The following is a 26032-nucleotide window of genomic DNA, read 5'->3' as shown; positions in this document are numbered from 1 at the left end:
GAGTCATCTTTTGCCTTTTTCTATATATAATACACTGTAACTTCTATGGAAAAGTATACTGTAATAGATAAGAAATACTGTTCGTCTATAGTAAAAGTTCATTTAACGATGCATTAATCTCGTCAATCGAAAAATTAAAAAAAGGAAGCGTTTACTTTCTAATTTAGTTCTATAATCTTTAAACAAAGCTATTATGGATCAAAAATTTTACTCATATAAAAACCAATTTATTCTAATTGTTATTTTATTTTTCAATTTTAATAGTCAAGCACAAATTTTTCCTTTTTATTGTGATTATGACGCATACTTATTTCAGTATAACGATTTGTATTCTATAGATTTAGCTTCTGGGAATTTTTATCTAATGGCTTCAGATATAACACCAGGAAATATTAATGCCGCAGCTTATAATCCTGTTGACGGCTATATTTGGGGATCGTTAAGTACGCCAGAAAAGACTATTGTAAGAATAGGTCAAGATTTTAATACTACTACATTTTATATAGATGAATTGCCTAACTCTAACAGGTATATAGGTGATATAAGTGCTCAAGGCGTATACTATTTAAAAGGTGGTGGCACAACCTATTATAAAGTAGACTTGAATCCAACGTCTCCAACATATTCTCAACACTTAGCAACCGAAGATTTATCGCAAAATTTAAGCATACATGATTGGGCATTTAATGCAGTAGATGGAAATTTATATGCAGTAGAAAAAACCTATAATATTTTATACCGTATCGATCCGTCTAATGGAGTAGTACTAACACTTGGAGAAGTGCCTGTTTTATCTGGGTTGAATTACACATATGGCGCAGTCTATTTTGATGCCTCTGGACGTTTCTATGTCTCTGCAAATCAAACAGGAACTATATATGTTATACAAAATGTACAGGATGTAGATGGTACAAATGGTATGGATTCAAGTTTGTTTGCTTTTGGACCTTCTAGTGCAAGTAATGATGGTGCACGTTGCCCAACAGCTCCAGTACCACAAGAGGTTTGTGATAATGGTATAGATGATGACGGTGATGGTTTAATAGATTGTGAAGATCCTTCATGTTCTACTTTTGGTGATTGTGCAGTAGTAGAAGCACCAACATCTAGTGCTAATGCTGGTGGTTTAGAAAGTAACAATAGATTATCAGATAAAATAAATAAACGTAGTTATAACAGAGCAAAAACTAGTTATAAGTTTAATAAAGAGACAGCAAAAAGAGTCGTGAAGACAGCAAATTATGCACAAAGAAATGGGTTTACAGGTTTTCAATTAGAAGATTTTATTCCATTAAGCGTTATTAATGAAGATTATGTTGTAGAATCTACAGCCACAGATTTATTAAATATTACTAATGCAACAGAAATCTATTCAGTAGATTACATAAATAACGATACATCTGTGGCTTCTATTCTAGCTTTAAAAACAGAAGATGGCGTTTATGAGCATACAAAATACATTTGTGATCGTTTGTTAGGAGCACAATTAATTTCTGTATCTACTATAGATATTAATGGACAATCGTTTATAAAGTCGTTAATTAAAAACGCAGATAATACTATAGAGTTTGTGTTAAGCTTATCTGCTAAAGTAGTTAATGATGATGCTAACTTCGCTATAGAAAGCCATTGGAATTTAGATAGATACGAAGATGATGTTACTTTCTATAACTTTCAAATTTGGTCAAACTCACTAGACGATTTATATCTATTAGCAGAAGAAGTAGTAAATTTATTAAATATTGAAAAACCAATATCAGATTACAATAACTCAACACCGCCAACAGTTTTTGTTAGAAAAGGAAAGTATATAAATGGTGAGTTAGATTTACAAATAGTAAACACAAATGGTACGCAAGATGTTACATTAGATGCAGGTTTAAGAGTAACAGAAACAAGCGATATAAATACTATAAGTTCATCTATAGCACTAAACGGATACATTACAGATTTAGAAGTACAAACAGGAAACCTATTCGATGTTGGTTTTAGAATAGGTGATGGCATAGCAACTCCAGATGATTTATTTATGTCTGATGGACCATGGGGAATTGACGATGCACAACCAACAACAGTAGTTAATAATTACGAAGTATTACCAAACACTAATAGTTTTGAGACTACAGATTTTCCAATAGAAAGAAACGTAAACCTTGAGGCAACAACAAGTACTTATTTTGCAGCGTATAGAGCATTGACACCAAGATTTAAGGCTGTAGATTTAACAGATTATAATAGCTTTAATTTAAAGGCTAAAGGAACAGGTAACTTACTTATTACGTTTGTAAAACAAAGTATTACTAACTGGGAACTACAGCATAAAACAACTATAGCATTAGCCGATAATTTTCAAGATTTTAATATCCCATTTTCAGATTTTACAGCACCAAACGGGCAAGAATTAGTATTAGACGATGTTGTAACTATAGTTTTTACTATGGCTTCAGAAGATGGTTCATTGGTAACAAAAACAATGCATTTACAAGATGTAAGATTCTCTAATACAAATACATTGGCAGTAGATACATTTGAAAAAGAAACTACAAGACTTGCAATAATACCAAACCCTATGTCTGCAAATACGACAGTATATTTTAATGCAAATGCATCTACAAATGTAACATTAGTAGTGTACGATCAATTAGGTAAACAAGTAAAACAGGTTGATTATAAAACCGTAAAAGGTATAAATGAAATACAATTAAATAAAGGTAAACTAAGTACAGGATTATATTTCTGTAAAATAGTAAGCCAAGAACAAGACTATAAAATATTAAAACTCATGATTAGGTGATTGATTGATAGCTGAGAATGGGGCAAAGGAGAAATCTTTTGCCCTTTCTTTATTTTAGTGGCTTGTCATTCAGAAGAAGGAACGACTGAAGAATCTCCTTTTATTAAAACTTAAAATTTAAAAGGATTCTTCCTTATCTATTAATGACAAGTTTTTGAGTATTCATTATTTAACCTAATGGTTGAATATGTATCAATAATTTACTATCTAGTAATTACTAAAACATGTTTTAAATACAAATATGAATTATCCAGCTGCGAATATTAATTTGTGTTTGTTTTAGATATAGATACTATTGATATTGTGCTATTATATTTTTATATACTACGTTTAGTATAAGTTAACCATTGCTTAATATTTTTACCTACGTATTGTAAGAATCTCATAAATTAAATAAAGATGAAAAAAATACTTTTGCTTTTAATATTAAGTTCTACAATTGCTTTTGGACAAAAAAACGATAACAATAAAATGTTGGATACTCTATATTTAAAGGATAGAACAGTAATAACTGGCGTGATTAAAAAAAACTTAAATAGCACTAGAAAAATAAAAATGTGTAAGGGGAAATCTCGAAAAAAAAGAGGTAAATGTGTAAAATACAAACCTGTTGAAGTTGATAGTTTTTCTATGTTCTATAGTAAGTTAAAAAGAGCCGATGGATTCTTAGGTTTTGGAAAAAAAGAACTTGAAAAGGGATATAATAAATACTATACAATTACTTATAGTGATGACTCTAAAGTATATGCTAATTTGACTAAAAAAGGAAATAATTATGATTTTTATTATTACTCTTATTCAGATAGCCAGAGAGATAGGCAATTTATAGCAGTCACTAAACCAAATAGTAGAAATGCAATTGTATGGTTTAAACCAGGTAATATAAATGAAGATATAAGAAATGCAAAAAAAACATTTCCTAAGTGTAAAGAAAAATTAGAGAGATTCAGAAAAAGCTCAAAGAAAAAAAATACTTCTATAACTGATTTTATTGATGAAAATTGCGAATAAATAAATGTCTCGCAATAGCGGTAATCTTTATAAAATCAATTAATAAAATATATTACTAATGCTTTTGAATTTGCTAACCGAAATTGTTCGTACTTTTATTATATTGGCTTTTAACTGGAAATCATAGATAAAACGGCTATTAAAAATTAAATAAGATTTTCAAAATAAAAGCTAATTAGAAGAAAATGTCATTCCCTAAAAAGAAGTCAAGAAAGATAATAGTAAATGGTCATGAATATTTTTGGATCGCCTCTGGTGATATAGAATATGATGAAAAGCTTAATTTATATATTATTTCAGCAAAAACAAATGGTCAAAAACTAATTGCCCAATTAGATTATATAACACCGCATATTGTTAGACAAGTAATTGTTTATGGATTAAAAAATGGATATAATCCAGAGGAAAAAGGTGAGGATTTAAATTTAGGACGTTTAAATGACAAATTAAATATTAAAGTAAGTGGTCAAGAAAATACCCGACGCTTTGTTAAAAAGGTCGAATATTTAAACCTTATTCAATTCGTTTATAGTTCTAAAAAACATAGCGAAATAACAATTAGAAATAGTGTTCAAAGAATTATTGAAGATTGTAATGAAAAAATATTAAATGAGAAATGGTTTTTAGGATTTAAGATTATGATTGAAAATCTCCATAAAATCAAATTTAAAATAGATGACGACACTCTCAATTTAATTAAACGAATATTGGAAAATGAAAATATTGACTGGAAGAACGATTTTTATTGGATTGATGAATTCGAAATTGTTGGAGAGTTATTTGAAGCGAGTAGTGGTGTTTTTAAAAAAGATTAAGTGTAATCAAAAAAAGTATACATATTTTATAAATGAAAAGAATAATGTTAGTAATTAATTTTATTAATTACTAGTTTTTGTTAAAGTTTACCTTTATTGGTTGAATTAGAATTAAAGAAGAAAAATAAGGAATAATTGATTTAGAAAAAAGAGAATATATAGACTAATTACTTCCTAAAAACAGGCTTCCTAAACAAATCCCATTTTAATCTAAAGCCTACTTCGGTAAACGTAAAACCTGTAGCAGTTGTAGAGGCTATATTACTATGCAAGCCATAAAGATTTGCAGTAAACCTATTAGAAATATTATAACCTAATTTCCCTTGAAATCTATAGGTGCTCTGTTTGTCTTGGTTTTCTATAAATTGAAAACCAGTAGCAGCATTTAGGTTATAAAACCATTTCCCTTTTTGGTTTTTAATAAGATCTACAAAAACTTCTATTACATTAAATCGTTCTGGACTAAAATAGATAGTAGGTACTTGGTCTTTAAAAGTTATGTATTGGTAGTTAAGTCCTGTTTTAAGTAATGGTTTATCTAAAAGGTTATAATATAAAGAGGTAAATAATAAATGCCTCTCATTATTATCGTTTTGCCAGGTGTAATTGTATTGCGTATACCAACCTAAATTAAAATTGGTATTTACGTTATAATTAGTGTATAAGGTGTTTTGTACAATTTCTCTACTTAATAAATCGGCATTAAAATCTTGCCATTCACGTTTAAAACCAAGGTCTAATGTTTGTAATTTTAAAGGTTTGATATTAAAAGTAATATCTGTTAAAAACTGGGTGTAGTCATTAAATTTAGCATTAATATCTGTAACACCAATATTTGCTGTAACACCAATATTTGGATGTAATAAGTACGATAAACCAAATAGCATATTATTAGCTTTTGCTTCATTGTTTGTTACCGTGTTTTTAGAATCTCTATAACTGTATACACCATTTACTTTAAGTTTTGTAGATAAAGGAACTGTCACATTGGTTAAAAAGGTATAGGCTTCATTATCTCCATTATCAATGCTATAAGCTGTTTTAGTTTTTACAAAAGGCGTAAACTGCTTATCTAAAATATTTATAAAGTTAACAGCATCTTTTTGGTTTTTAAAAATTGATAATGTTTTATTAGCAGAGGTGTAAGCATCGTTATATAAACCTAAGGCTTTTTTTGTATTTGCTTTACCTAAGTTTCCATCAAAAGACGTGCTATCATTTTTTAAAATGGCATTGTAATCTAATAGACTTTTTTTAAAATCGCCTTTATAGGTGTTTAATGTTGCACGCAATGCTAAAACCCAATTGTCGTTTGGTTTAGTTTCAATTAAACCAGTAATTAATGAAGTTGCTTTTTTATACTTTTTATTCCATATTAAAGCTTGTATGTAACGTTCAGTAGTTTGTTGTGTTAATGTTTCATCTGTATTAGTTAAACTATTAAAAGCTTGTTTACTGGTTTTTAATGCGTCTTTATCTTTTCCGTTTAAATGAGAAACCAATGCTAAACCATTTAAAGCTGTTATTTTGTTTGTTGGATTTTCTGCTATAAGATTATACGTGTCTTTAGCTTTCTGTAATTCATTTACAATTAAATATAAATTAGCTAGATTAAGTAATGTGTCTTTATCATTATTAAAGAATGTTAGGTTTTCTTTTAATAATGCTTCTGCGCCACTATAATCTTGCGCTTGTTGTTTCTGGTAGGCGTAACCTAAATAGATATATTTTTTAGAGGTTAATGCATTAGCATTACCAGGTGAAACATTTAATGCTTTGTTTACATAAACTAAAGCGTCTTCATATTCTTTTAAATTTGATAACGTATTGGCGTAACCTAAAAGTGCTGGAAAACTATTAGGTATCTCTTTTAACAAGTTTTTATAAAAGCGTTTTGCGGTTTCAAATTGCTTTAACCATAATAATGATTCTCCAAAATTTAGCTTTACTTCAGTGTCTTGAGAATAGTCGTGCATTAGATACATAAATAGCTGGTTCGCTTTTTTTGCATTTCCGTTTAGACCAACAGCTCTCCCGTAACATAAACGTGCCGTTTTATTTTTTGGATAGTCTTTTAATATCGTTTCAAAAAAAGCTTCAGCTTTTTGAAATTTACCAGTTTCTAAGTAAGTAAAACCTTCTTGCATTTCTTGAGCATTAATGCTAAATACTATTAGTATAAAAGGAATTGTGAGTATAGATTTTAAAGTCATATTTGGTGCTTTGTTTGATAATTACAAGTTACGGATGAATAGCTATTCATTCATCTACAGCAAACCGCCATTCACCGAAATCTTCATGATATAGACAGAAACATAGATGATCTTTACGTCAGAGTTAAACAAATAATAACTAAAAACAATAACTATTATGGCTTTACAAATTTTAGAAAACAACGGAACATTTCATTTATCAGGAAACCTTAATGCAACAACTTCTAGAGCGTTTATTATTCATTTTGAACATGTAATTAATTCATTTAAAAAGGTAACAGTAAATATTGAGAAAGTAAAAGAAATTGATACAAACGGTGTTGCTGCTTTTAAAACACTATTAGCTAATGCATTAAGAGAAAATAAATTATTCTCTGTCATTGGAAATGGATGCAAAGATATTTACAACGAGTTTAATCATAGCCAAATGGCATAAATTACTAACCCTAAATTTTACAGATATGAACTTTGAAATAATAAATAACAAAGGTGTTTTTGAAATTCACGGAGATTTAACTAAAGAAAACACGCAACGTACCAAAGAGTTTTTCGATACGCTTTTAGATAGATACTATGAAGTAGTCATTAGTTTAAAAAAAGTACGAGCAATAGATAAACCAGCTTTAAAAGTATTACAATTTATTTCTGAAAAAGCTAAAAGAAGAAGTAAAACCTTATTTGTTCTAGCAAATGAAAACTGCAACATAGGAAATTTAATAAAAAAGATAAATCTTAACACAAATGATTACTAGTAAGCAATTACATAAAAGTACCAGGCTATTTACACCAGAACGCTTGTTTATGTTGAGTGTTCTGGCTGTAAATGGAGGGAATTATTTATACAACCTTATTCTTGGTCGCATATTAGGACCAACACAATTTGCAGATGCTGCAGTACTTATTACTTTTTTACTTGTATTGTCTTTTGTAGCAATGACCTTTCAGTTAGTAACTGCAAAATTCTCTGTAGTTTTTGAAGATAAAACCTTTACTAGTTTTATTTCCAAAATTTATAAGAATGCTACTGTAGTTGGTATTGGTTTTGGGGTTTTAATCATTGTTTTTTCAAAACAATTGCAATTACTTTTCAATACAACGTCTTCTAGTATGTTTGTTATTTTTGGAATAGGAGTACCACTATACTTTTTAATGAGTGTTAATAGAGGTGTTTTTCAAGGAAAAAAAGAATTTAAATCATTATCTATTACTTATAAAACCGAAATGCTAAGTCGTTTATTAATCACTTTAGCATTAATTCTCTTCTTTAATATTGAATCTTCTGTAGTTATAGCAATAGGTATTTTAATTTCTTTTGCTTTTGGTTTAATGCCTTTTAAGCTTAAAAACTTAAACTTTAAATCTGTTGTTAATATAGAAGCAACAAAAGCGAAACAAGTTAAAAGCTTTTTTATAATCACTGCTTTTTACGAGCTAACTCAAATTATTATTAATAATAGTGACATACTTTTAGTAAAACATTACTTCGAATCTTATGACGCTGGATTGTATGCTTCTTTAGCACTAATAGGTCGTGTGGTTTATTTTATTGCCTGGCTATTTGTTATGTTATTACTACCAACAGTTGTAAAACTTAAAAAAGAAGGAAAAGCAACAGCTCCAATTTTATTTAAATATGTTGGATATATAGCAGTTATAGCTTTTGTAATAGTTCTTGCTTGTGCATTATTCCCAGAAACAGCAATAACACTTTTATTTGGGGATAGTTATTTAGCTGTAGCACCTTTATTATGGAAATATGCATTGGCTACTGGTGTATTCGCAATTTCAAACATTTTTGCTTATTACTATTTATCTTTAGACAATTATATACCTGTTGTACTTTCTGGTGTTTTTGGAATGCTTCAAATGCTATTAGTAATTGTTTGTCATAACAGTTTAGAAGAAGTAGTGCATATGCAGATTTTAGCAATGTTTCTATTGCTTGTTTTTCAAATAAGTTACTTTATTTACGATTCTAAATCGAAACTAATTAAAGTTAAATCGTAAGACTTATTCCATTCGTCTACAGTAAAACGTATCCTATCTACAAAGGTCAATTTTAATCCTTTTTATACTGCAAATTTGTAGTATAATTAATAATAACTTAAATATATACATCATGAAATTAGCTATAGTTACAGCCTATCCGCCAAGTAAAGTTACTTTAAATGAATATGCATATCATTTAGTAAAACATTTTAGACAAAAAGATGATATTACAGAAATAGTATTGCTAACAGATAAGACAACAAATCCTAAAGAGCTTTCTTTTACAGGAAAAGGATGTAAAGTTACAGTAAAAGAGTGCTGGGAATTTAATAGCTATTCTAATATTATAAATGTTACTAAGGCAATACATAAAACAAAACCAGATACAGTATTGTTTAATTTACAATTCATGAAATTTGGAGATAAAAAAATTGCTGCAGCCTTAGGTTTAATGTTGCCTTTAGTTTGTAAGCTTAAACGCATTCCAAATATCGTTTTATTACACAACATTTTGGAAGAAGTAGACTTGGGTTCTGCAGGATTTACATCTAATAAATTAATGCAAAAAATATATGGCTTTATAGGTACAACACTTACAAGGTTGATATTACAAGCAGATACTGTTGCTGTAACAATGCAAAAATATGTAACTATTTTAGAAAAAAAATACAATGTTAAAAACGTAAAATTAATTCCTCATGGTACGTTTGAAATAACAGAAGAGCAACCAGATTATAGCTTACCTACTGGACCAATGCAAGTTATGGCCTTTGGAAAATTTGGAACGTATAAAAAAGTAGAAGCTATGATTGAAGCTGTAGAAAAAGTAAGACAATCTACGGGCTTAGATTTAGAAGTTGTAATTGCTGGAACAGATAATCCAAATGTACCTGGTTATTTAGCTAAAGTACAAGAACAATATAAGCATATACCACAAGTAAGATTTACAGGTTATGTAGAAGAATATGAAGTGCCAACCTTATTTAGAGAAAGTGCTGTAGTTGTTTTTCCATACACGTCTACAACAGGAAGTTCTGGCGTATTACATCAAGCTGGAAGTTATGGGAAAGCTGTAGTCATGCCAGATTTAGGGGATTTAGCGCTATTAGTAAAAGATGAAGGATATCAAGGTGAGTTTTTTGATCCAACATCTGTAAATAGTTTAGCAAATGCTATAGAAACTATTATAACAAATGAAGCTTATAGAATTACTTTAGGTAAAACAAATTATAAAGCAGCAACTGCATATCCGATGGGAAAAATTACAGAAATGTATTTAAATACTTTTAAAAAATGTATTTATAAAAAAAATTATGAAACTAAAATAATTTCTGTTTAACCTATATTAAATAATTAAATGAGATATATGATTTAGTCTATAGATTTACAAGGGTATTTTTAAATATAAACACTTTTTAATGGTGGTAAAAAAAATATAAATATATTTGTTAAAAATACGCCAAAAGGCTTTTAAACCCTACTAAACTACAAGACTATTCATTTATGAAAACGTTATTGTTTTATTGTTTTTTATATCAACTTATTATGTTGTCTTGTTGGCAAATCCAAGCTCAAGAAAAAACAGAAAAAACTGAAGATTTTAAATTTTCTGATCTTCCAATAGAATGGCAAGGGTTTATAGATTCTAGACATGGACCAAGATTACAAAGCGATCCATACCAAAGTAATTCTTTTAGTTTAAGTGAAACCAGATTGCAATTGCAATTAGACCATTGGACCGATGCTTCTGAAATAAAATTAAAAACTGATTTTATTTACGATTCTCAGCAAGGCAAGTTTTTAATAAACTTAAGAGAAGCTAATTTGTTTTTAACACCTTCAAAATGGTTTGATGTTAAGATTGGGCGACAAATTTTAACGTGGGGAAAAGGAGATATGCTATTTGTAAATGATTTATTCCCTAAAGATTGGCAGTCGTTCTTTATTGGTAGAGAGTTGGAGTACTTGAAATCATACTCTGATGCTGTTAAATTAACCGTTTACTTACCATGGTTTGAATTTAACACTGTATATGTACCTGCTTTTAATAGTGATGTTTTTCCTACAGGGAAACGTTTGTCCTTTTTCAACCCTTTTCAAAATGCTTTTGTTGGTAATAGTAATCCAATTAATATAACAAAGCAAAATACTTGGTTTAAAAACAATGAAATCCATTGGAGAGCAAGAAAAAATGTAAAAGGATTTGATTTAGCTTTATATGGTTATTATGGCTACTGGAAAAGTCCTGCTGGTTTAGACTTGCAAAATGGAAATTTAACATTCCCTAAGTTGAGTGTACATGGTTTAAGTTTTGAAGGCAATCTTTTTAAAGGAATAACAAGTTTTGAAGCAGGATATTATCATTCTATAGATGATGCTAATGGTGAAGACTTTTCTGTTAGAAATAGTCAGTGGATATTTTTATTGGGTTATACTAGAGATTTAAAGAATGATTTATCATTTGGTATTCAATATTATGCGGAAATGGTTGTAAAGTATAATAATATGATTAATACTTTGCCTACAGGTGCTGCAAAACCTAATCGCCTTAGAGATATGATTACATTGCGATTAACTAAACTTTTAGTAAAACAAAAATTAAAATTATCTCTTTTTTCCTATTATTCCATTTCAGATAATGATGCTTATTTAAGACCCAATGTTTCTTATAAACTAACAGATGCTTGGAAGATTGAAGCTGGTGGGAACTTATTTATGGGAGAAAACGATACTACGTTTTGGAATCAATTTCAAAACAATAATAATATATATGTAGGCTTAAAACGGAGTTTTTAAGTAAAATAGAAAAAATCTAATAATTACCCCATGAAGTTATTATCCTTTTCAATAAATAAACCCAAACTAGTTGTAGTTATAATGCTGGCAATTACAATTATTTTGTTACTGTTTATTCCTCAAATAAAAATTGATACAGATCCGGAAAACATGTTGTCTGAAAACGAACCGGTTCGAATTATGCATAATGAATTAAAAGAACGATATAATATGCATGACATTATTGTTATGGGTGTTATAAATGAGACTCATCCCAATGGTGTATTTAATAAAACGTCTCTTACTAAAATCCATGAGTTAAGTCAATATGTATATAGTCTTCAAGAAGTAGTAAATGTTACAGATAGTTCTAATACTACGAAAGATGCTCTATCTAAAGAAGAGGTTGTATCCTATAGAGGCGTTATTAAACGTGATGTTATGTCTCCGTCTAATATAGACCATATTGAACCAATAGGATTAGGAGTTTTAAAATTTGATTGGTTAATGCCTAATGCTCCTAAAACAGAAGCAGAAGCATTAGAAATAAAGAATAAACTTTTAAGCAATAATATGTTTAAAAATACTATTGTTTCTGAAGATGGTAAGGCACTGTGTTTATATATTCCTATTAGTTCTAAGGATATTTCTTATGAAATTTCTTCAAAGCTACAAGAAAAAATAGCGACTTATAAAGGAGATGATACATTTCATATAACAGGATTACCTGTAGCTGAAGATACTTTTGGAATAGAAATGTTTATTCAAATGGGAATTACAGCTCCAATAGCTATGTTGTGTATATTCTTATTAATGTTGTTTTTCTTTAAAAAGCTAAAGTTAATATTAAGCCCTATGATTGTGGCTATGGTTTCAGTTATATGTACCATGGGATTATTAATAGCGACTGGTAATACTGTACATATTATGAGTTCTATGATTCCTATTTTTATTATGCCCATTGCTGTATTAGATTCCATACATATACTTTCTGAATTTTTTGATAAATATCAAGAAGTTAAAGATCGAAAACGTACATTAGAATTGGTTATGAAGGAATTATTCAGACCCATGTTATTTACGTCATTAACTTCGGCTGCAGGTTTTGCATCTCTAGCACTTACACCAATTCCTCCTGTACAGATATTTGGAATTTTTGTAGCCTTCGGCATTCTGTTTGCATGGTTATTAACTATTTGCTTTATTCCTGCTTATATCATGTTAATGTCTAAAAAGACATTAGAAAATTTTGGAGTTAAAGAAGATGGAGAAAGTAATAAATTAATTAAAGTATTACAATCATGGAGCCGTGTTACAAGACGTCATTCTAAAAAAATACTTCTAGGATCTATAATATTATTTGCGCTATCAATATATGGAATATCACTTATTACTATAAACGATAATCCTGTTAAATGGTTTACTAAAGATCATCCTATACGAAAAGCAGATAGTGAGTTGAATAAACATTTTGGAGGTACATATATGGCCTTTTTAAGCCTTACTAAAGATAAAGAAAGAGAAAAAACTGGAACAGAAGTTAAACGTGAAATTCAAAAAATAAGCGATGCCTTTTTTATGGCAAAAATAGTAGATACTAGCTATAAAGATAAAATAGATTCATTAATACAAACAGTGAACGTAAAAGCAGATGAAGCTACTGTTTATAAGAATATTATCAATAATTTATTCGATATAATAGATTACAGCGAGACTGATGAAGAAATGGAGATTTGGGAAGAGTTAACGAGTGAAATAGAACTCAATGCTTTAGCGAATACTCAAATTTTTAAGCAACCAGAAGTTCTTAATTATATTTCAAAACTAGAAACTTATCTTATCGAAGAAGGTGGTGTTGGTAAAATTAATAGTTTAACGCAATTAGTAAAAAAAATAAATAAAGAATTACATGAAGGAAAGGGAGATTATTATAAATTACCTGAAACTTTTTCTGGTGTTGGACAGTGTATTATTTCCTACCAAAACAGCCATTTACCAGAACGATTAAGACACTGTGTTGATACTAATTTTAATGGATTAAACCTTTGGTTACAATTAAAAAGTGGAGATAATAAGGATATGGAAAAAACGATAGCGGCAGTAGATCGTTTTTTTAAAAATAATGAGCCACCTACAAGCTTAAAATACGAATGGTTTGGTTTAACCTATATTAATGTCATTTGGCAACAAAGAATGGTAAATGGTATGTTAAAAGCCTTTTTAGGAAGTTTTGTTATTGTATTTTTTATGATGACTTTCCTTTTTCGTTCTGTAAAATGGGCTTTCCTATGTATGTTACCGCTTAGTTTAACAATCGCTATCATATATGGAGTTATAGGTTATATAGGAAAAGATTACGATATGCCAGTTGCTGTATTATCGTCTTTAGCTCTTGGATTAGCTATTGATTTTTCAATACACTTTTTAGTGCGTTCTAGAGCAGCGATTGAAAAAACTGGAAATTGGAAAGAAGCCTCTGTAATTATGTTTGGTGAACCTTCAAGAGCGATAACTAGAAATGTTATAGTTATTGCTATTGGTTTTTTACCATTATTGCTTTCAAATTTAATCCCATATAAAACAGTAGGTATTCTATTAGCTAGTATCTTAGTGCTCTCAGGTATTATTACACTTCTTTTATTACCTGCATTAATTAATACTTTAGAACGGTTTTTTAAGCCCAAAAAAATAAATTAATATGAAACAAAAAAATAAATTTGAGATGACATTTAATAAAACGTTTTTTGTATTACTATTTCTTTGCAGTTTTGCTATGCAAAACACTCAAGCACAGAATGTAGAGGACATTGTAAACAAAGCCAATAAGGTATTCAAATATAATGGAGACGACAGAATTAATGTAGTTAATATGGATATAAAAAACAAGAATGGTAAAGTTGTAATGAATAGAGAACTTGTTCTTATTAGAAAAAATGATGCTTCTGGATTGGGCCAAAAATGGTATTCTTATTTTAAGAAACCTGCGGATATTAGAAAAATGGTATTTATGGTTTGGAAAAACACAAAAAAAGATGATGACCGATGGATTTATTTACCTGCCATGGATTTGGTTAAACGATTAGCAGGATCAGATAAGCGAAGTAGTTTTGTAGGGTCTCAATTTGTATATGAAGATGTAACAGGTAGGTTGCCTAAATTAGATACTCACGAGTTAATCAAAACTACCGATGATTACTATGAGGTTAAGAGTACTCCTAAAAATACTTCTGCAGTTGAGTTTTCTTATTTTTATACGTGGATAGATAAGAAAACGTTTGTTCCTACAAAGCGTGTTTATTATGATAAAAATGGAGATAAACAAAGAGAATATCGCGTAGATAAAGTAGAGAAGATTCAAAATTATGATACAATCACTGCATTTTCTATGACTAATATTCAAACTGGAGAATCTACCTATGTCAACTATATAGATATAAAATACAATGTAGGAATACCAGATAATATTTTTACAGAAACTTATTTAAGAAGAGTTCCTAGGAAATGGGTGTCATATAATAAAAAATAAAGATTATTTATATGTTGTTAATATTGTAGATAGTTTTCACTAATTAGAAATATATTTAAACGCAGGCTTTTTTCCCCCTATTAGATTAATAAACCCAAATTGCTTTTGAGCATTTTTACGCCAGGGTAATCTACCAACAACTTCTTTTGGAACGTTTTTAAAATCGTATAAAGTCCAAGACATAAATTGTAGATCGTTATTAGCAATTATTTCTTGGGCTTTTTTATGATAGTTGGCTTGATCTTTATCCGAGTTACCAAAAGGATTCCATAATCCATTATAAGAAGACAATCCAAACTCTCCCATAACTATAGGTTTTTGAGTGATCTCCTTTTTAAGCGTTTTAATAGAAGCCTCTAAAGTATCTATAGCATCATAAAAATGAAAAGACACAAAGTCTACTTTGTCTTTTAAAATAATAGCACTTTCTGTGTTAGACCAACCAATAGTTACTGGACGTTGGTCATCTATAGATTTCACTAAATCTATCATATTATCTAACCAAGCAATTACATTATTTTTCCCTCTAGATTCAAAATCTAAGTTTGGTTCGTTTTTAATGTCCCAAGCAATAATGGCATCATGAGTTTTTAAAGCATTAATAATAGTTTCTGCATGATGTCTATTTAATGTCCAATCTAAAACAGAATAATCACCATAAAAATCAAAAAGAGTTACTACTACCTTAAGTTTATTTACTTTGGCAATATCTAATGTTTGTTTTAATTTTTCTAGTTTTTGCATATTAACTTTGGCTTTACCAAAATCTTCATATTGTACAAAAACACGAATAGTATTTAAGCCAGCTTCTTTTATTATTTTAAAATCTTTAGCAATAATATCTTTAGAAAAAGAATCACCAAACATATCCCATGGAGAAGCCTGTGGATAGTAATTAATGCCTTTAATATTAAGATTTGTAGCTACAACAGCTTTGGTTTCTGTTTTATAATCTTGAGTATTTACTTTTACAATATGCCTAATGCGCCAAAAGCCATCTTCTAGAAGTAAGACTATTTTATAAGTTGATTTTTCAGTAGACTCTAAGGCAAGCTTTTTATTTTTAAAAATTTGCTTGTATTCAATAACATCTTTATCTGTAATAACAGCTAATTGGCCATCTTCACTAAAAAACTCTAATACTGGATGGTGTTCTAAAGTAGTAGAGGCTATACTGGTATTACTAGCAGTATTTAATTCCACAAAATTGTAAAGATTTAAACGGGCATTATCTGTGTAATAATCCTTAATCCCATCAAGCGCATTAGTTTTATAAGCAACATGTTTAACAAACCAAGCATCTAAATAGTCATTTTCTATTGCCTTTAAAGTTTCAGGATCCATTGGTCTACCGTCATTATTTAAAGGTTTCCAAATCACTTTTGGTAAATATTGATCAATCTTTTTAATCTCTGTATGCAGCATAGCACTTCTATCTGCTCCGGTATTTAAGTAACTATATAAAGCACTAATTCCATATATAATTAAAGCTATAATAATAATATATGAGAGTATTAAAATAACCCGTGTTATGTTTCTATTAATACTTACCATAATGCTTTAGAATTATATTTTTTTTCTATTCCAGCGGTTTTAATAACGATGTTATACTTATCATTTTTAAATAGATCAGATTTCAAATTAAAAAGAACGTAACCGTCAATTGTTGTTTTCGAAAGTGCTTCTATAAGCTTATCATTTTTGTATACCAGAAGTTTAACTTGTAATCCATCTGGTATCATTTGTTTCATAAAACTTTGTAGAGGACCAATAGTAATAGCTCTATTGTTTTTAGAAAAATCAACTTCAAAATCATGTATTACTTTTTTGTAATCTATAGCAATAGTATTACTCTCTGCCATGCCTTCTACATATGCTTTAATGGTCCATTTAGTTTCATAGTCTGGATGAATCATCTTTGCTATTGCTGTGCCATTAATAGTTGTTCCAGATGTTTTTAAAACATTTCCTTTTTCGTTAGTAACAAAGAAGTTAACATAAGTCCCATCAATAACTATGTTGCCTTGTTTGTCTTTAATAATAGAAGTTTCGAATATTGTAATTTGATTCCCATCTGCATAATCATGTGGGCGTTTTGCTAAAACTGTAAAATCGGCAGGAATTGCAGGAAAAACGGTTACTGTAAATTCTTTAGAATTAACAGTAAGGCTTTCTGAAGAGACAAGCATGCGACCACTTTCTTTTTGAGAATATATGTTTTTATAACTAATTAAATTTTTGGTGAATATAGCTTCATTGTCTTCAGTACTTAAAAACTGATGTTTGGCAGTAACAAGAGTGTTCTCTGCTAAAGGGTTATCTAAAGAATCAGTAGGAATGACTACTAGCATAGTAAAATCTATTCCACCAGCTTCAATACTTGGTGGCCCAATATAGGTTTCCATAGTAGCGACTTCTTGTTTTGGGTTTAAATGAAACTGACCAGAAAGCATAGTGCTATTATTTTTAATTAATTTCCAGTTAACAATACCTATTTTAGAATTTATGTTTGGGGGAATTTTATATTTAACCACATTATTTTCAATAATTGGATCGATTACTGTAGATCCGTAACTATTAGAACAATAAAGTAAAGGCTTGGCATTTTGAGAGACTGAAAATTTTAATTCAATGTCGCTACCAACTTTAAACTCGGTTTGTGCGGTTAGTAATTTTATATCTAAAGCTGTTTCACTCTGTTTTATTAGAGTAAACGATGATAATAAAATCAAGCCAAAAAAGAGTATATGTGTATATTTTAAATGCATTAATTTGGGTTGCCAATATAAGAGTTGGTTTCTATTTTAATATAACTAAAATTTGGATTACTAATCTTTTGTAATTCAGAATTAGTATGGTTTTTAATTCTATTAGGAACTGTTTTATTAGAAATGTCTTTATTAGGTAATCCATTTACAAAAACATTTTCCATGTTATCTGTTATTATTTTTAGTGTATCATTTTCTAAAAAGGTGTACTCAAAATCTTGCTTGCGTTGTTGTCTAATACCATTTTTTATAAATAAATGATCTACCCAAACCATTGTTTTATTTTCATCGTAATATGTTAATAAGAGTTGAGGTACAGTAATTTCTTGAATACCACTATTAAAGAGACTTCCATTAATCGTTTTATTATTAATTTCAATATTACTTAATACAATGTTTTTATATAAATCTGATCCAGAAACATTACCAGCTGCTTGTATATTAAATTTTGTTGGCTGTTCCTCAAACTCAATAGGAGTAAATTCATCAGGATTAAAGGTTTTAGGAATAGAGTCTTTGGTTTTTGACCAAGCGATACCTTCAAAGTTAATTTTAAAACTACTTGTTTCTTTAGGCATTAATTTATGTTTTACATGATATTTAGCATTGTAGGTTGCTAATTCTTTATTATTATCATTATAGAGTGTGCCTTTTAAAAAAACATCTGCAGGAACATTGTCTATATTTTGAACTTCTCCAATAATAGCATAATGTTTATTGTATTTAACTAATTTTGCAGAAAGGACTTCTAAAACAGGTTGTTTTAAAACATCTTCATGATGTGTTTGTTCTGTGGTTATACGTCTTCGTCCTTGATTAAAATAACTAGTGGTATTATTAGAATATAATTGATCTGGAGGTAAATCTGTGTCTAAATCCTCAGGAAGTATATACCATTTTCCTCGATGTTTGGCTAGCGATTTATAGTCTACACGATTTATTTTTTCTAATGGCGTAATCCAATTAGTAATAACTTTAGCTGTAGCAAGACTATCATTTTTGTTTGTAATTTCGGTTTTAATAGCATCTAATTTTGCATAACTACTAAGTAAACCATCAGTAACAGAAACTTCAAGCATGTATTGTGCAATTGAAATATTGCTTTCTGGATCTATCAAATTATATGCTGTTTCAAATGCTTTAAAATCTAAAGCATCATAATATGCAACTAGTGTGTTTTCTGGGCTACGTTGTGAGTCATTCTTTATATAAAATTGATAAATACCATAAAAAACAGATATAGCTAAAATAATAGACCAAGCATGAGTCGTTTTTAATATCGTATTGGAGAATTTAGAATAATTGCTTTTATAGCTTAAAAAAACGGGCTGTTTTTTTAGTTTAGTTTGTAATGCTTTTATCCATAAAGCTTGTATATTCAACATAAAAGCAAGCAATACAGTTATAAGTGGAACAATACCCCAAAGGATTTTTTGCCATTTAGAGACATCATCTTTTGGAAGTATAGAAGAGATTGGAGGAATATTTAAACGCTCCCAAACCATTATACCGTTTTCTAATTGTCGTAGACGTTGCCAGCCACAGAAATAGAGAATAGGATCGTAAAATTTATCATTAGAGAAAATATATTTAAGATTGTATTTTTCTGGTGTTGTTAAAAACTGTTGCAATGATCCAATACCGGCAACTCCTTTAAACTTTGAATTCTCTAAACGCTCAATCGGCCTAGTTGTTAATTCAGGAAGTCGTCTAGCAGAATGATAATTTCCATCTACAGTCATAGCATTAGTCTGCGAACTTAACCATGCCATTTGGTCTCCAAAGCCAAGAGTTAAAAAGCGCCATTTGTCATGGTCATCTTGATTTAAAAAATTAACGATAGGCAGCATTTTTATTTTTTGGGGTTGAGATGGCCTAAAATAGCCTAAGCTCATTGTGAAAATGGTCATAAATACAAATAGCCCAGCAAGAATACCTCCAATAATGCGATGATAAATAGCACCAAATTTAGATTGAATAAGTGTTTTTAAATCACCTTGAACAAAACGATAAGCAAATTCACCAAGAATTGGTAAAGACATTATAGATGCCCATAATGTAAAACGATCTAAGGTTAAAATATTGAATGCGGTTTCTCCAAGTACTTTTCTAGGAATAGGAGTCGTACCGCCAGTTCCTAAAATAGTTAGAATAGTAATTGATAGACCAAAAAATAAATAGCGTTTACTATAATACCTATAAAATATATATGGTAGAAGCACAAGAAGAATGCCCCAAGGAATTAAAAAGAATACTAAACCAGAAGACGTAATTTCAAGGAAATTGTCACGAGATCCATGTGGAATAGGAACTTGTGTTATCGGGTTGTTTTTAGAGTTAATCCAATACGGGAGAATACAACCAATTATAATAATTAATGATAATAGTCCAAAACTTACAATACGTTTAAAAAGCTTAAAAAAGCTATTTAAAAATAGTTTAAAAGTTATAGCTTTTATAGTTTCTACTTGCTCTTTAGAAACATCCATTATTACCATTCCTATTAAAGGAAAGATAAAAAATACCATCCCAAAAATAGGAGTAACATGATGGGACGTAACAGTTACAGCTATTAAAGAAAGAGAAGTCATTAGATACCAATGCTTACCAGTTTTTAACCACAAATAGATTTCTGGTAAGGCATGCATTAAAATTGAAATACCTACAATACTAGGTAATTGGCCAAAAACATGAAGTGTTTCTACAAATGAAGAAGAAAAAACAGCTAGTAATGCTGCGTATCCGGCAGCTGTTTTATGTCCAGTAATTAATAATGAAAATCGATAAACTCCAGTAATAAATAAAACGATACTTATTAATGCAACACTAAAAAGGCCAAATTTTAAACCTCCAATCATAGAGAATATAGCTATTGATTGATGTACCAAAGGCGGATAACTCATAACAGTAAAACCTGTATACCATTTATAGTTCCACGGCTCAAACCAACTATTTGCATAATGATCTGCAAAAAACAAATGAATTAATGCATCATAGGTTGTTTCCAAAGTAAAAAAGATGGAAGTGCCATGAAAAGCTAATCCTAATAGTATAGCAGAGATTAAGTATTTGTTTGAGGTTTCTTTCATTTTAAAATCAATATCAAATTGATATATGTAAATATATATAATAAAATAGTGAGACGTTTATCAATCATCTATAGCAATCTACCATTCGTCTACACTAAACGTTAGATTGACTAAATATCAGTTTTTTAAGCGTTAATCGGGCTACTTTTGGAGTATCAATAACCATAAAAACAAGTATTATGAAAGTTTTAGCAATAGATGATCAACAGTTAGTATTACTTCCTTTAGAGAAACGTTTATTAGAATTGGGATACGAAGTAAAAACAGAAACAGATGCTACTAAAGGAATAGAATTATATAATTCTTTTAATCCAGATTTAGTAATTGTAGATGTAAATATGCCAATAATTTCTGGGTTGGATATTGTTAAATATATAAGGACAACTAAAAATTCTCAAACGCCAATTATGGTTTTATCTGGAAATACAAAAGATGAAACAATCACTCAAGGTTTTGAATTAGGTATTAACGATTATTTGAAGAAGCCTTTAAGTTTAAATGAAATTTGTGCTCGTGTAAAACGATTAATTGGAGCACCAGAATTACAACAAAAAGCTAAAACTAATAATGTAATGATACAACAACGTTGTGTTGGAGTTGTAATACCTTGTTATAATGAAGAAGAAAGGTTACTAAGTAAAGAATTTACAGATTTTATAAATAAAAATTCGGGTTACCATCTGTGTTTTGTAAATGATGGAAGTAAGGACAAAACTTTAGATGTTTTAAAAGCATTACAAAAAGGGAATGAAGATTTTATAACGGTTTATAACTGTGAAAAAAATGGAGGTAAAGCTGAAGCTGTTCGTCTTGGAATGTTGCATATGGCAAAAAAAGAAGATTTGGATTATATAGGCTTTCTTGATGCAGATTTATCAACAGATTTAGCCGATTTTGATGATTTAGTTAAGACTATTGAAAAGTCAGAATTTAAAATTGTTAGTGGCTCTAGAATAGCAAGAATGGGCGCTAATATTACTAAAGAATCTGCAAGGAAAATTATTAGTATGACCATTAACTTTATTATTAGAAAGATTTTAAAAATGGATTTTAAGGACACACAATGTGGAGCAAAAATTTTTAGCAAAGATGTCATTGAAATAGCATTTAGTAAAAAGTTTGTAACGCAATGGATTTTTGATGTAGAAATTTTTAAAAGAATGTCTCTTCATTTTGGATTAAAAAAAGCAAAGCAAATGCTTTGTGAAAAACCATTAAAAAGATGGATCCATGCAGATGGTTCTAAGTTGTCTATGAAAGATTCTGTAAAAATTGTTGGACAATTAGCTCAAATTGCCTGGGTATATAAAAAGCAAAAGATTGATGTGAAAATAAAAGAATCAGCTAATTTAAAAATAGCTTAATTATAATTTCAATAGATACATTGTAAATGAAAATAGGAATCATCATTATATTTTATAACAATATAAAGGACATAGACAAAAGCCTTTTTATTAACCAAGCAAAACAGGCTATAGAAATAGAATTTTGTTTAGTTAATAATAATAGTACAGACAACACATATGTTATTTTAAAAGAGATAAAAGAAGCATGTAAAAATGTTTCTCTGGTAAATATTAAAAAAAGCAAACCAGATTTAGCAGCAGTCAGGGCAGGAGCAAGGTATATGTTTAATGAGTTTAATTTTAAACATATAGGTTATGTTAATGCGAATGTTTTGAATGCAAAACACATAGATATTAATAATTTAATTAAAACAGTTAATGAAAATCAAGATGTTATTTTAAAACATAATATCGAAATTTTGGAAAAACAGGAAGTAAAAAGAACTTTATTTCAAAGTATATTCTCTGTATTAGATTATTTAAAAGACATACAAATAAATAATAAGTTTCAAGAACTACAAAAGTTAAGTAAACTATAAAACCTAAAAAGATGAAAGTATATCCAATAAAATTTAATCCAATATTAAAAGAAAAAATCTGGGGAGGAAATAAGTTAGCCAATCTTTTAGGTAAAACTACAGAAAAAGATAATGTTGGCGAAAGCTGGGAAATTTCAGATGTTAATGGAAATATTTCTACAGTTAATAACGGTGAATATGAAGGAATGAATTTAAAAGATTTGATAACGAATCACGAATCTGATTTACTGGGAATAGACAATTTTAAAAACTTTGGATATAATTTTCCACTTCTTATTAAATTTTTAGATGCAAAAACAGATTTATCTGTACAGGTACATCCAGATAATACTATGGCAAAAAGGAAGCATAATAGTTTTGGTAAAACAGAAATGTGGTACATTATGGATAGTGATGATAATGCAGACATTGTTTTGGGATTAAAAGATAAAAATATGAGTCCAAAAATGTTACATCATATTAATTCTAATAATGTAGATAGTGTTTTTAATAGAGAAAAGGTTAAAAAAGGAGATAGTTTTTTTATTCCAGCAGGTAAAATACATGCTATAGGAGCTGGAGTATTAGCTGCAGAAATACAGCAAACCTCAGATATTACATATCGTGTTTATGATTGGGATAGAAAAGATAGTAATGGTGAAAAAAGAGAATTACATACACAGTTAGCAGAAAAAGCGACCAAGATTTTCGATTCTAATGGTAAAGCAGAGTATACTATAAAACCAAATAAGAGTACTAATCTGGTAGATTGTGAATATTTTACAACTAACGTAATGAATATTACAAAACATATAGCGAAAGACTATTCTAATTTAGATTCGTTTGTAGTTTTTATGTGTGTAGAAGGAGAAGTAGATATTACAGCTGGTTATTATACCGAAAATTTAAAAATTGGGGAGACAGTATTGTTACCAGCAAAAGCTGAAGAAATAGCCTTCAACTCTCAAAATGCAAAACTATTAGAAATTTATATTAATAATGGATTAGTGCAATGTGTGCTAATAGCATCTTAAGTATCTTTAAAAGAAAGTTTTATCTTACAAAATATTTTTTCAATTCACGTAAAATAGCTTTTTATCCTTGAAATAGGTTTTTAGTCGATATCTTCTTTTTACTTCTTTTGTAAATAGATCATTACAATATATTATTCTGACATTTATTATGTGCTTAATCCCTAAGATTTAAATGATAATTCTGAAATTAAAAAATGTCATTTAGTAAGCCATTAATTATTGTAAATATCTAATTAATAATTTTACTTATTATTCAATAATAATAAATAGGATCTTGTTTATTGAATCCTTTTATTTTTATAGGAGAAATGTGAATTATTTGATGAATACTAAGAATATGAATGATATAGTTAATATTTCAGATTTAAAGAAAATAATTCACGAGCTAATTTTATTTATTGTGGTTGAAGGAAAGAAAAATGTGAGTGAAGAAAAAATTGATGAATATGTGTCTAGCTATACCAAATGTTTTGTTAATGCAATGAACAATAGTAATGCTCCAAGTAATGAACATAAAATTATGGAAGCTATAAAAATTATACAAAATGATATTAAAAATCATTTAAGTGCACCATTAAATTCTTAGCTTTTAATCTAATAAAAGCAATCTAAAGTTTAGCATTGATTTTATTATAGGCAATATCCTTAAAATCGTTTACTACTATATCTGCTAAACTATAATCTTGATTTTTACTATTTAAACTATCATATCCTACACAATAGATACCTGCGCTTTTTGCAGCCTTTATACCGTTAGTGGAATCTTCAATAACAATACATTCACTTCTATTATAGCCAGCTAATTCGGCAGCTTTTTCAAAAATTTCAGGATGAGGTTTAGAGGCCTTTAAATCTGCACCGCTAATTTTTGATTTAAAATATTTATCTAATTCAAAGCGAGTAAATACACTATTTATAGTAAACATCGAGGCAGATGAAGCCAGAACTAGAGTCAAACCATTAGAATAGTAATCTTTAATTAACTCTAAAACGCCATCTATAAGTTGTAAGCTAGGATCGTTATCAAATAAACTAAAAAAGCTATTGCGTTTACTTTGTACTAACTCTTCAGGATTATTTTCTAAATTGAAAATATCACATAGTTTTCGACATATATTAATAGTAGATTGTCCCGTAAAGGATTCATATAATTCTTTAGATACTTCTATATTAAAAGCATTAAACATCATATAATATGCTTTGTGGTGTAGTGGTTCGGTATCAACTATAACACCATCCATATCAAATAAAACAGCTTTCAACATTTATTTTTCTTTTTTGTTGAGCGAAGATAATTATAAAGTACTTCTTTTTATAAGATGTAAATTTTTTTCTCTCTTTCAATTGCAATATTTTGCGCTGAGATATTTTTTATATGATTTATATAGTCCTTTTTATTCTATTAGTTGTTTTTGTTGTGTATTCTTTTACTAAAATAAAACCAAAGAAAGTCAAACCTTTTCCTAAGCATTGGCATGCCATTTTAAAAGAAAAAGTATTGTTTTATGATAAACTATCAGATAAAGACCAACTTCTTTTTAGAAATCGGATAATGCTTTTTTTAAGCGAAATACATATAGAAGGTGTAAAAACTAACATTGAAGACCTTGATAAAATATTAATTGCTTCTAGTGGTGTTATACCTGTTTTTAATTTTCCTAATTGGAGTTATAATAATCTTACAGGTATTATTGTATATCCAGATACTTTTAATGAGGATTTGGAGTTTTCTAAACACAATAAAAATCGAAAAATATTGGGTATGATTGGAACTGGACGTTTTGAAAATCAAATGATATTATCACAAAAAGCTATACGAAAAGCGTTTAATAATAAAACCGACAAGCATAACACGCCAGTGCATGAATTTGTTCATTTATTAGATAAAATGGATGGCAGTACAGACGGTATTCCTGAACGATTTTTTGGTAAAGAATTTATAGCACCATGGTTGGAATTAATGCATAAAGAAATGGAAGCTATAAATAGTGATAATTCAGATATTAGAAAATATGGAGGAACTAGTCAGGCAGAATTTTTTGCTGTAGCTTCAGAATATTTCTTTGAAAGACCAAAACTATTCAAAGCTAAACATCCAGAATTATATAAAATGTTATCGCTTTGTTTTCAACAGTCAAAACCTACTAATTAATC

Annotated in this window: 20 protein-coding genes; 15 read left to right on the top strand and 5 right to left on the bottom strand. The window is 28.8% G+C overall.

The window, feature by feature from the left end; genetic code table 11:
- Nucleotides 1-193: 193 nt before the first annotated feature.
- The 3 genes from Q0997_RS06010 (at nt 194) to Q0997_RS06000 (ending at nt 4620) form a co-directional block, all read left to right on the top strand.
- Nucleotides 194-2794 (top strand): T9SS type A sorting domain-containing protein, encoded by a 2601-nt coding sequence (locus Q0997_RS06010; RefSeq protein ID WP_299886048.1) that lies wholly within the window; start codon nt 194-196, stop codon nt 2792-2794.
- A gap of 399 nt (nt 2795-3193) precedes the next feature.
- A complete protein-coding gene (locus Q0997_RS06005; protein WP_299886045.1) occupies nt 3194-3805 on the top strand; it encodes a hypothetical protein in 612 nt (203 codons plus the stop codon).
- 185 nt (nt 3806-3990) lie between these two features.
- Nucleotides 3991-4620: a hypothetical protein gene (locus tag Q0997_RS06000; protein ID WP_299886043.1), complete on the top strand. Its 630-nt coding sequence runs from the start codon at nt 3991-3993 to the stop codon at nt 4618-4620.
- A 167-nt stretch (nt 4621-4787) separates the two neighbouring features.
- On the opposite strand, the gene Q0997_RS05995 is transcribed toward Q0997_RS06000, so the two are convergent.
- On the bottom strand, nt 4788-6833 hold the full coding sequence (locus tag Q0997_RS05995) for a tetratricopeptide repeat protein (protein WP_299886040.1): 2046 nt from the start codon (nt 6831-6833) through the stop codon (nt 4788-4790).
- 157 nt (nt 6834-6990) lie between these two features.
- On the opposite strand from Q0997_RS05995, the gene Q0997_RS05990 reads away from it, so the two are divergent.
- The 7 genes from Q0997_RS05990 (at nt 6991) to Q0997_RS05960 (ending at nt 15123) form a co-directional block, all read left to right on the top strand.
- Nucleotides 6991-7269: an STAS domain-containing protein gene (locus Q0997_RS05990; protein WP_299886037.1), complete on the top strand. Its 279-nt coding sequence runs from the start codon at nt 6991-6993 to the stop codon at nt 7267-7269.
- A 25-nt stretch (nt 7270-7294) separates the two neighbouring features.
- A complete protein-coding gene (locus Q0997_RS05985; RefSeq protein WP_299886034.1) occupies nt 7295-7585 on the top strand; it encodes an STAS domain-containing protein in 291 nt (96 codons plus the stop codon).
- Nucleotides 7575-8840, top strand: coding sequence for an oligosaccharide flippase family protein (locus Q0997_RS05980; RefSeq protein ID WP_299886031.1), 1266 nt, complete (start codon nt 7575-7577; stop codon nt 8838-8840). The genes Q0997_RS05985 and Q0997_RS05980 overlap by 11 nt, the downstream gene beginning before the upstream one ends.
- Before the next feature lie 112 nt (nt 8841-8952).
- The gene (locus Q0997_RS05975; protein WP_299886028.1) at nt 8953-10161 is read left to right on the top strand and encodes a glycosyltransferase; all 1209 of its coding nucleotides are present in this window, start codon (nt 8953-8955) and stop codon (nt 10159-10161) included.
- A gap of 164 nt (nt 10162-10325) precedes the next feature.
- Nucleotides 10326-11618 carry a hypothetical protein gene (locus tag Q0997_RS05970; protein ID WP_299886025.1) on the top strand — a complete coding sequence of 431 codons (1293 nt, stop codon included), beginning with the start codon at nt 10326-10328 and terminating at the stop codon, nt 11616-11618.
- A gap of 30 nt (nt 11619-11648) precedes the next feature.
- On the top strand, nt 11649-14294 hold the full coding sequence (locus Q0997_RS05965; protein WP_299886022.1) for an MMPL family transporter: 2646 nt from the start codon (nt 11649-11651) through the stop codon (nt 14292-14294).
- Nucleotide 14295: 1 nt separating this feature from the next.
- Entirely contained in the window at nt 14296-15123 is an 828-nt protein-coding gene (locus Q0997_RS05960) for an outer membrane lipoprotein-sorting protein (RefSeq protein ID WP_299886019.1), read from the top strand.
- A gap of 39 nt (nt 15124-15162) precedes the next feature.
- Here the strand turns inward: Q0997_RS05960 and Q0997_RS05955 are convergent, their stop codons facing one another.
- From Q0997_RS05955 to Q0997_RS05945, 3 genes are read right to left on the bottom strand one after another with little or no spacing between them, the layout of a single operon-like run.
- On the bottom strand, nt 15163-16677 hold the full coding sequence (locus Q0997_RS05955; RefSeq protein ID WP_299886017.1) for a glycoside hydrolase family 2 TIM barrel-domain containing protein: 1515 nt from the start codon (nt 16675-16677) through the stop codon (nt 15163-15165).
- On the bottom strand, nt 16671-17891 hold the full coding sequence (locus Q0997_RS05950) for a hypothetical protein (protein WP_299886014.1): 1221 nt from the start codon (nt 17889-17891) through the stop codon (nt 16671-16673). Before Q0997_RS05950 ends, Q0997_RS05955 begins: the two co-directional genes overlap by 7 nt.
- A complete protein-coding gene (locus tag Q0997_RS05945) occupies nt 17891-20980 on the bottom strand; it encodes a hypothetical protein (RefSeq protein WP_299886011.1) in 3090 nt (1029 codons plus the stop codon). Before Q0997_RS05945 ends, Q0997_RS05950 begins: the two co-directional genes overlap by 1 nt.
- A 179-nt stretch (nt 20981-21159) precedes the next feature.
- Here Q0997_RS05945 and Q0997_RS05940 point away from each other — a divergent pair, with 179 nt between their 5' ends.
- The 4 genes from Q0997_RS05940 to Q0997_RS05925 all read left to right on the top strand — a co-directional run bounded on the left by Q0997_RS05940 (nt 21160) and on the right by Q0997_RS05925 (nt 24464).
- Nucleotides 21160-22344 (top strand): response regulator, encoded by a 1185-nt coding sequence (locus Q0997_RS05940; RefSeq protein ID WP_299886008.1) that lies wholly within the window; start codon nt 21160-21162, stop codon nt 22342-22344.
- A gap of 26 nt (nt 22345-22370) precedes the next feature.
- Nucleotides 22371-22865: a glycosyltransferase gene (locus Q0997_RS05935; protein ID WP_299886006.1), complete on the top strand. Its 495-nt coding sequence runs from the start codon at nt 22371-22373 to the stop codon at nt 22863-22865.
- A gap of 11 nt (nt 22866-22876) precedes the next feature.
- Nucleotides 22877-23878, top strand: a complete 1002-nt coding sequence (locus tag Q0997_RS05930; protein WP_299886003.1) for a type I phosphomannose isomerase catalytic subunit — start codon at nt 22877-22879, stop codon at nt 23876-23878.
- Between the two features lie 322 nt (nt 23879-24200).
- Entirely contained in the window at nt 24201-24464 is a 264-nt protein-coding gene (locus Q0997_RS05925; RefSeq protein ID WP_299886000.1) for a hypothetical protein, read from the top strand.
- A 22-nt stretch (nt 24465-24486) separates the two neighbouring features.
- On the opposite strand, the gene Q0997_RS05920 is transcribed toward Q0997_RS05925, so the two are convergent.
- Nucleotides 24487-25143 carry an HAD family phosphatase gene (locus Q0997_RS05920; RefSeq protein WP_299885997.1) on the bottom strand — a complete coding sequence of 219 codons (657 nt, stop codon included), beginning with the start codon at nt 25141-25143 and terminating at the stop codon, nt 24487-24489.
- Between the two features lie 110 nt (nt 25144-25253).
- Between Q0997_RS05920 and Q0997_RS05915 the strand changes: the two genes are divergently transcribed.
- Complete coding sequence (locus Q0997_RS05915) at nt 25254-26030, top strand: zinc-dependent peptidase (RefSeq protein ID WP_299885994.1); 777 nt, start codon at nt 25254-25256, stop codon at nt 26028-26030.
- The last annotated feature ends 2 nt before the right edge of the window (nt 26031-26032 follow it).

This window comes from uncultured Lacinutrix sp. (assembly GCF_947500325.1).
Taxonomy (GTDB): Bacteria; Bacteroidota; Bacteroidia; order Flavobacteriales; family Flavobacteriaceae; genus Lacinutrix.
This window is presented reverse-complemented; position numbering and strand designations above follow the sequence as displayed.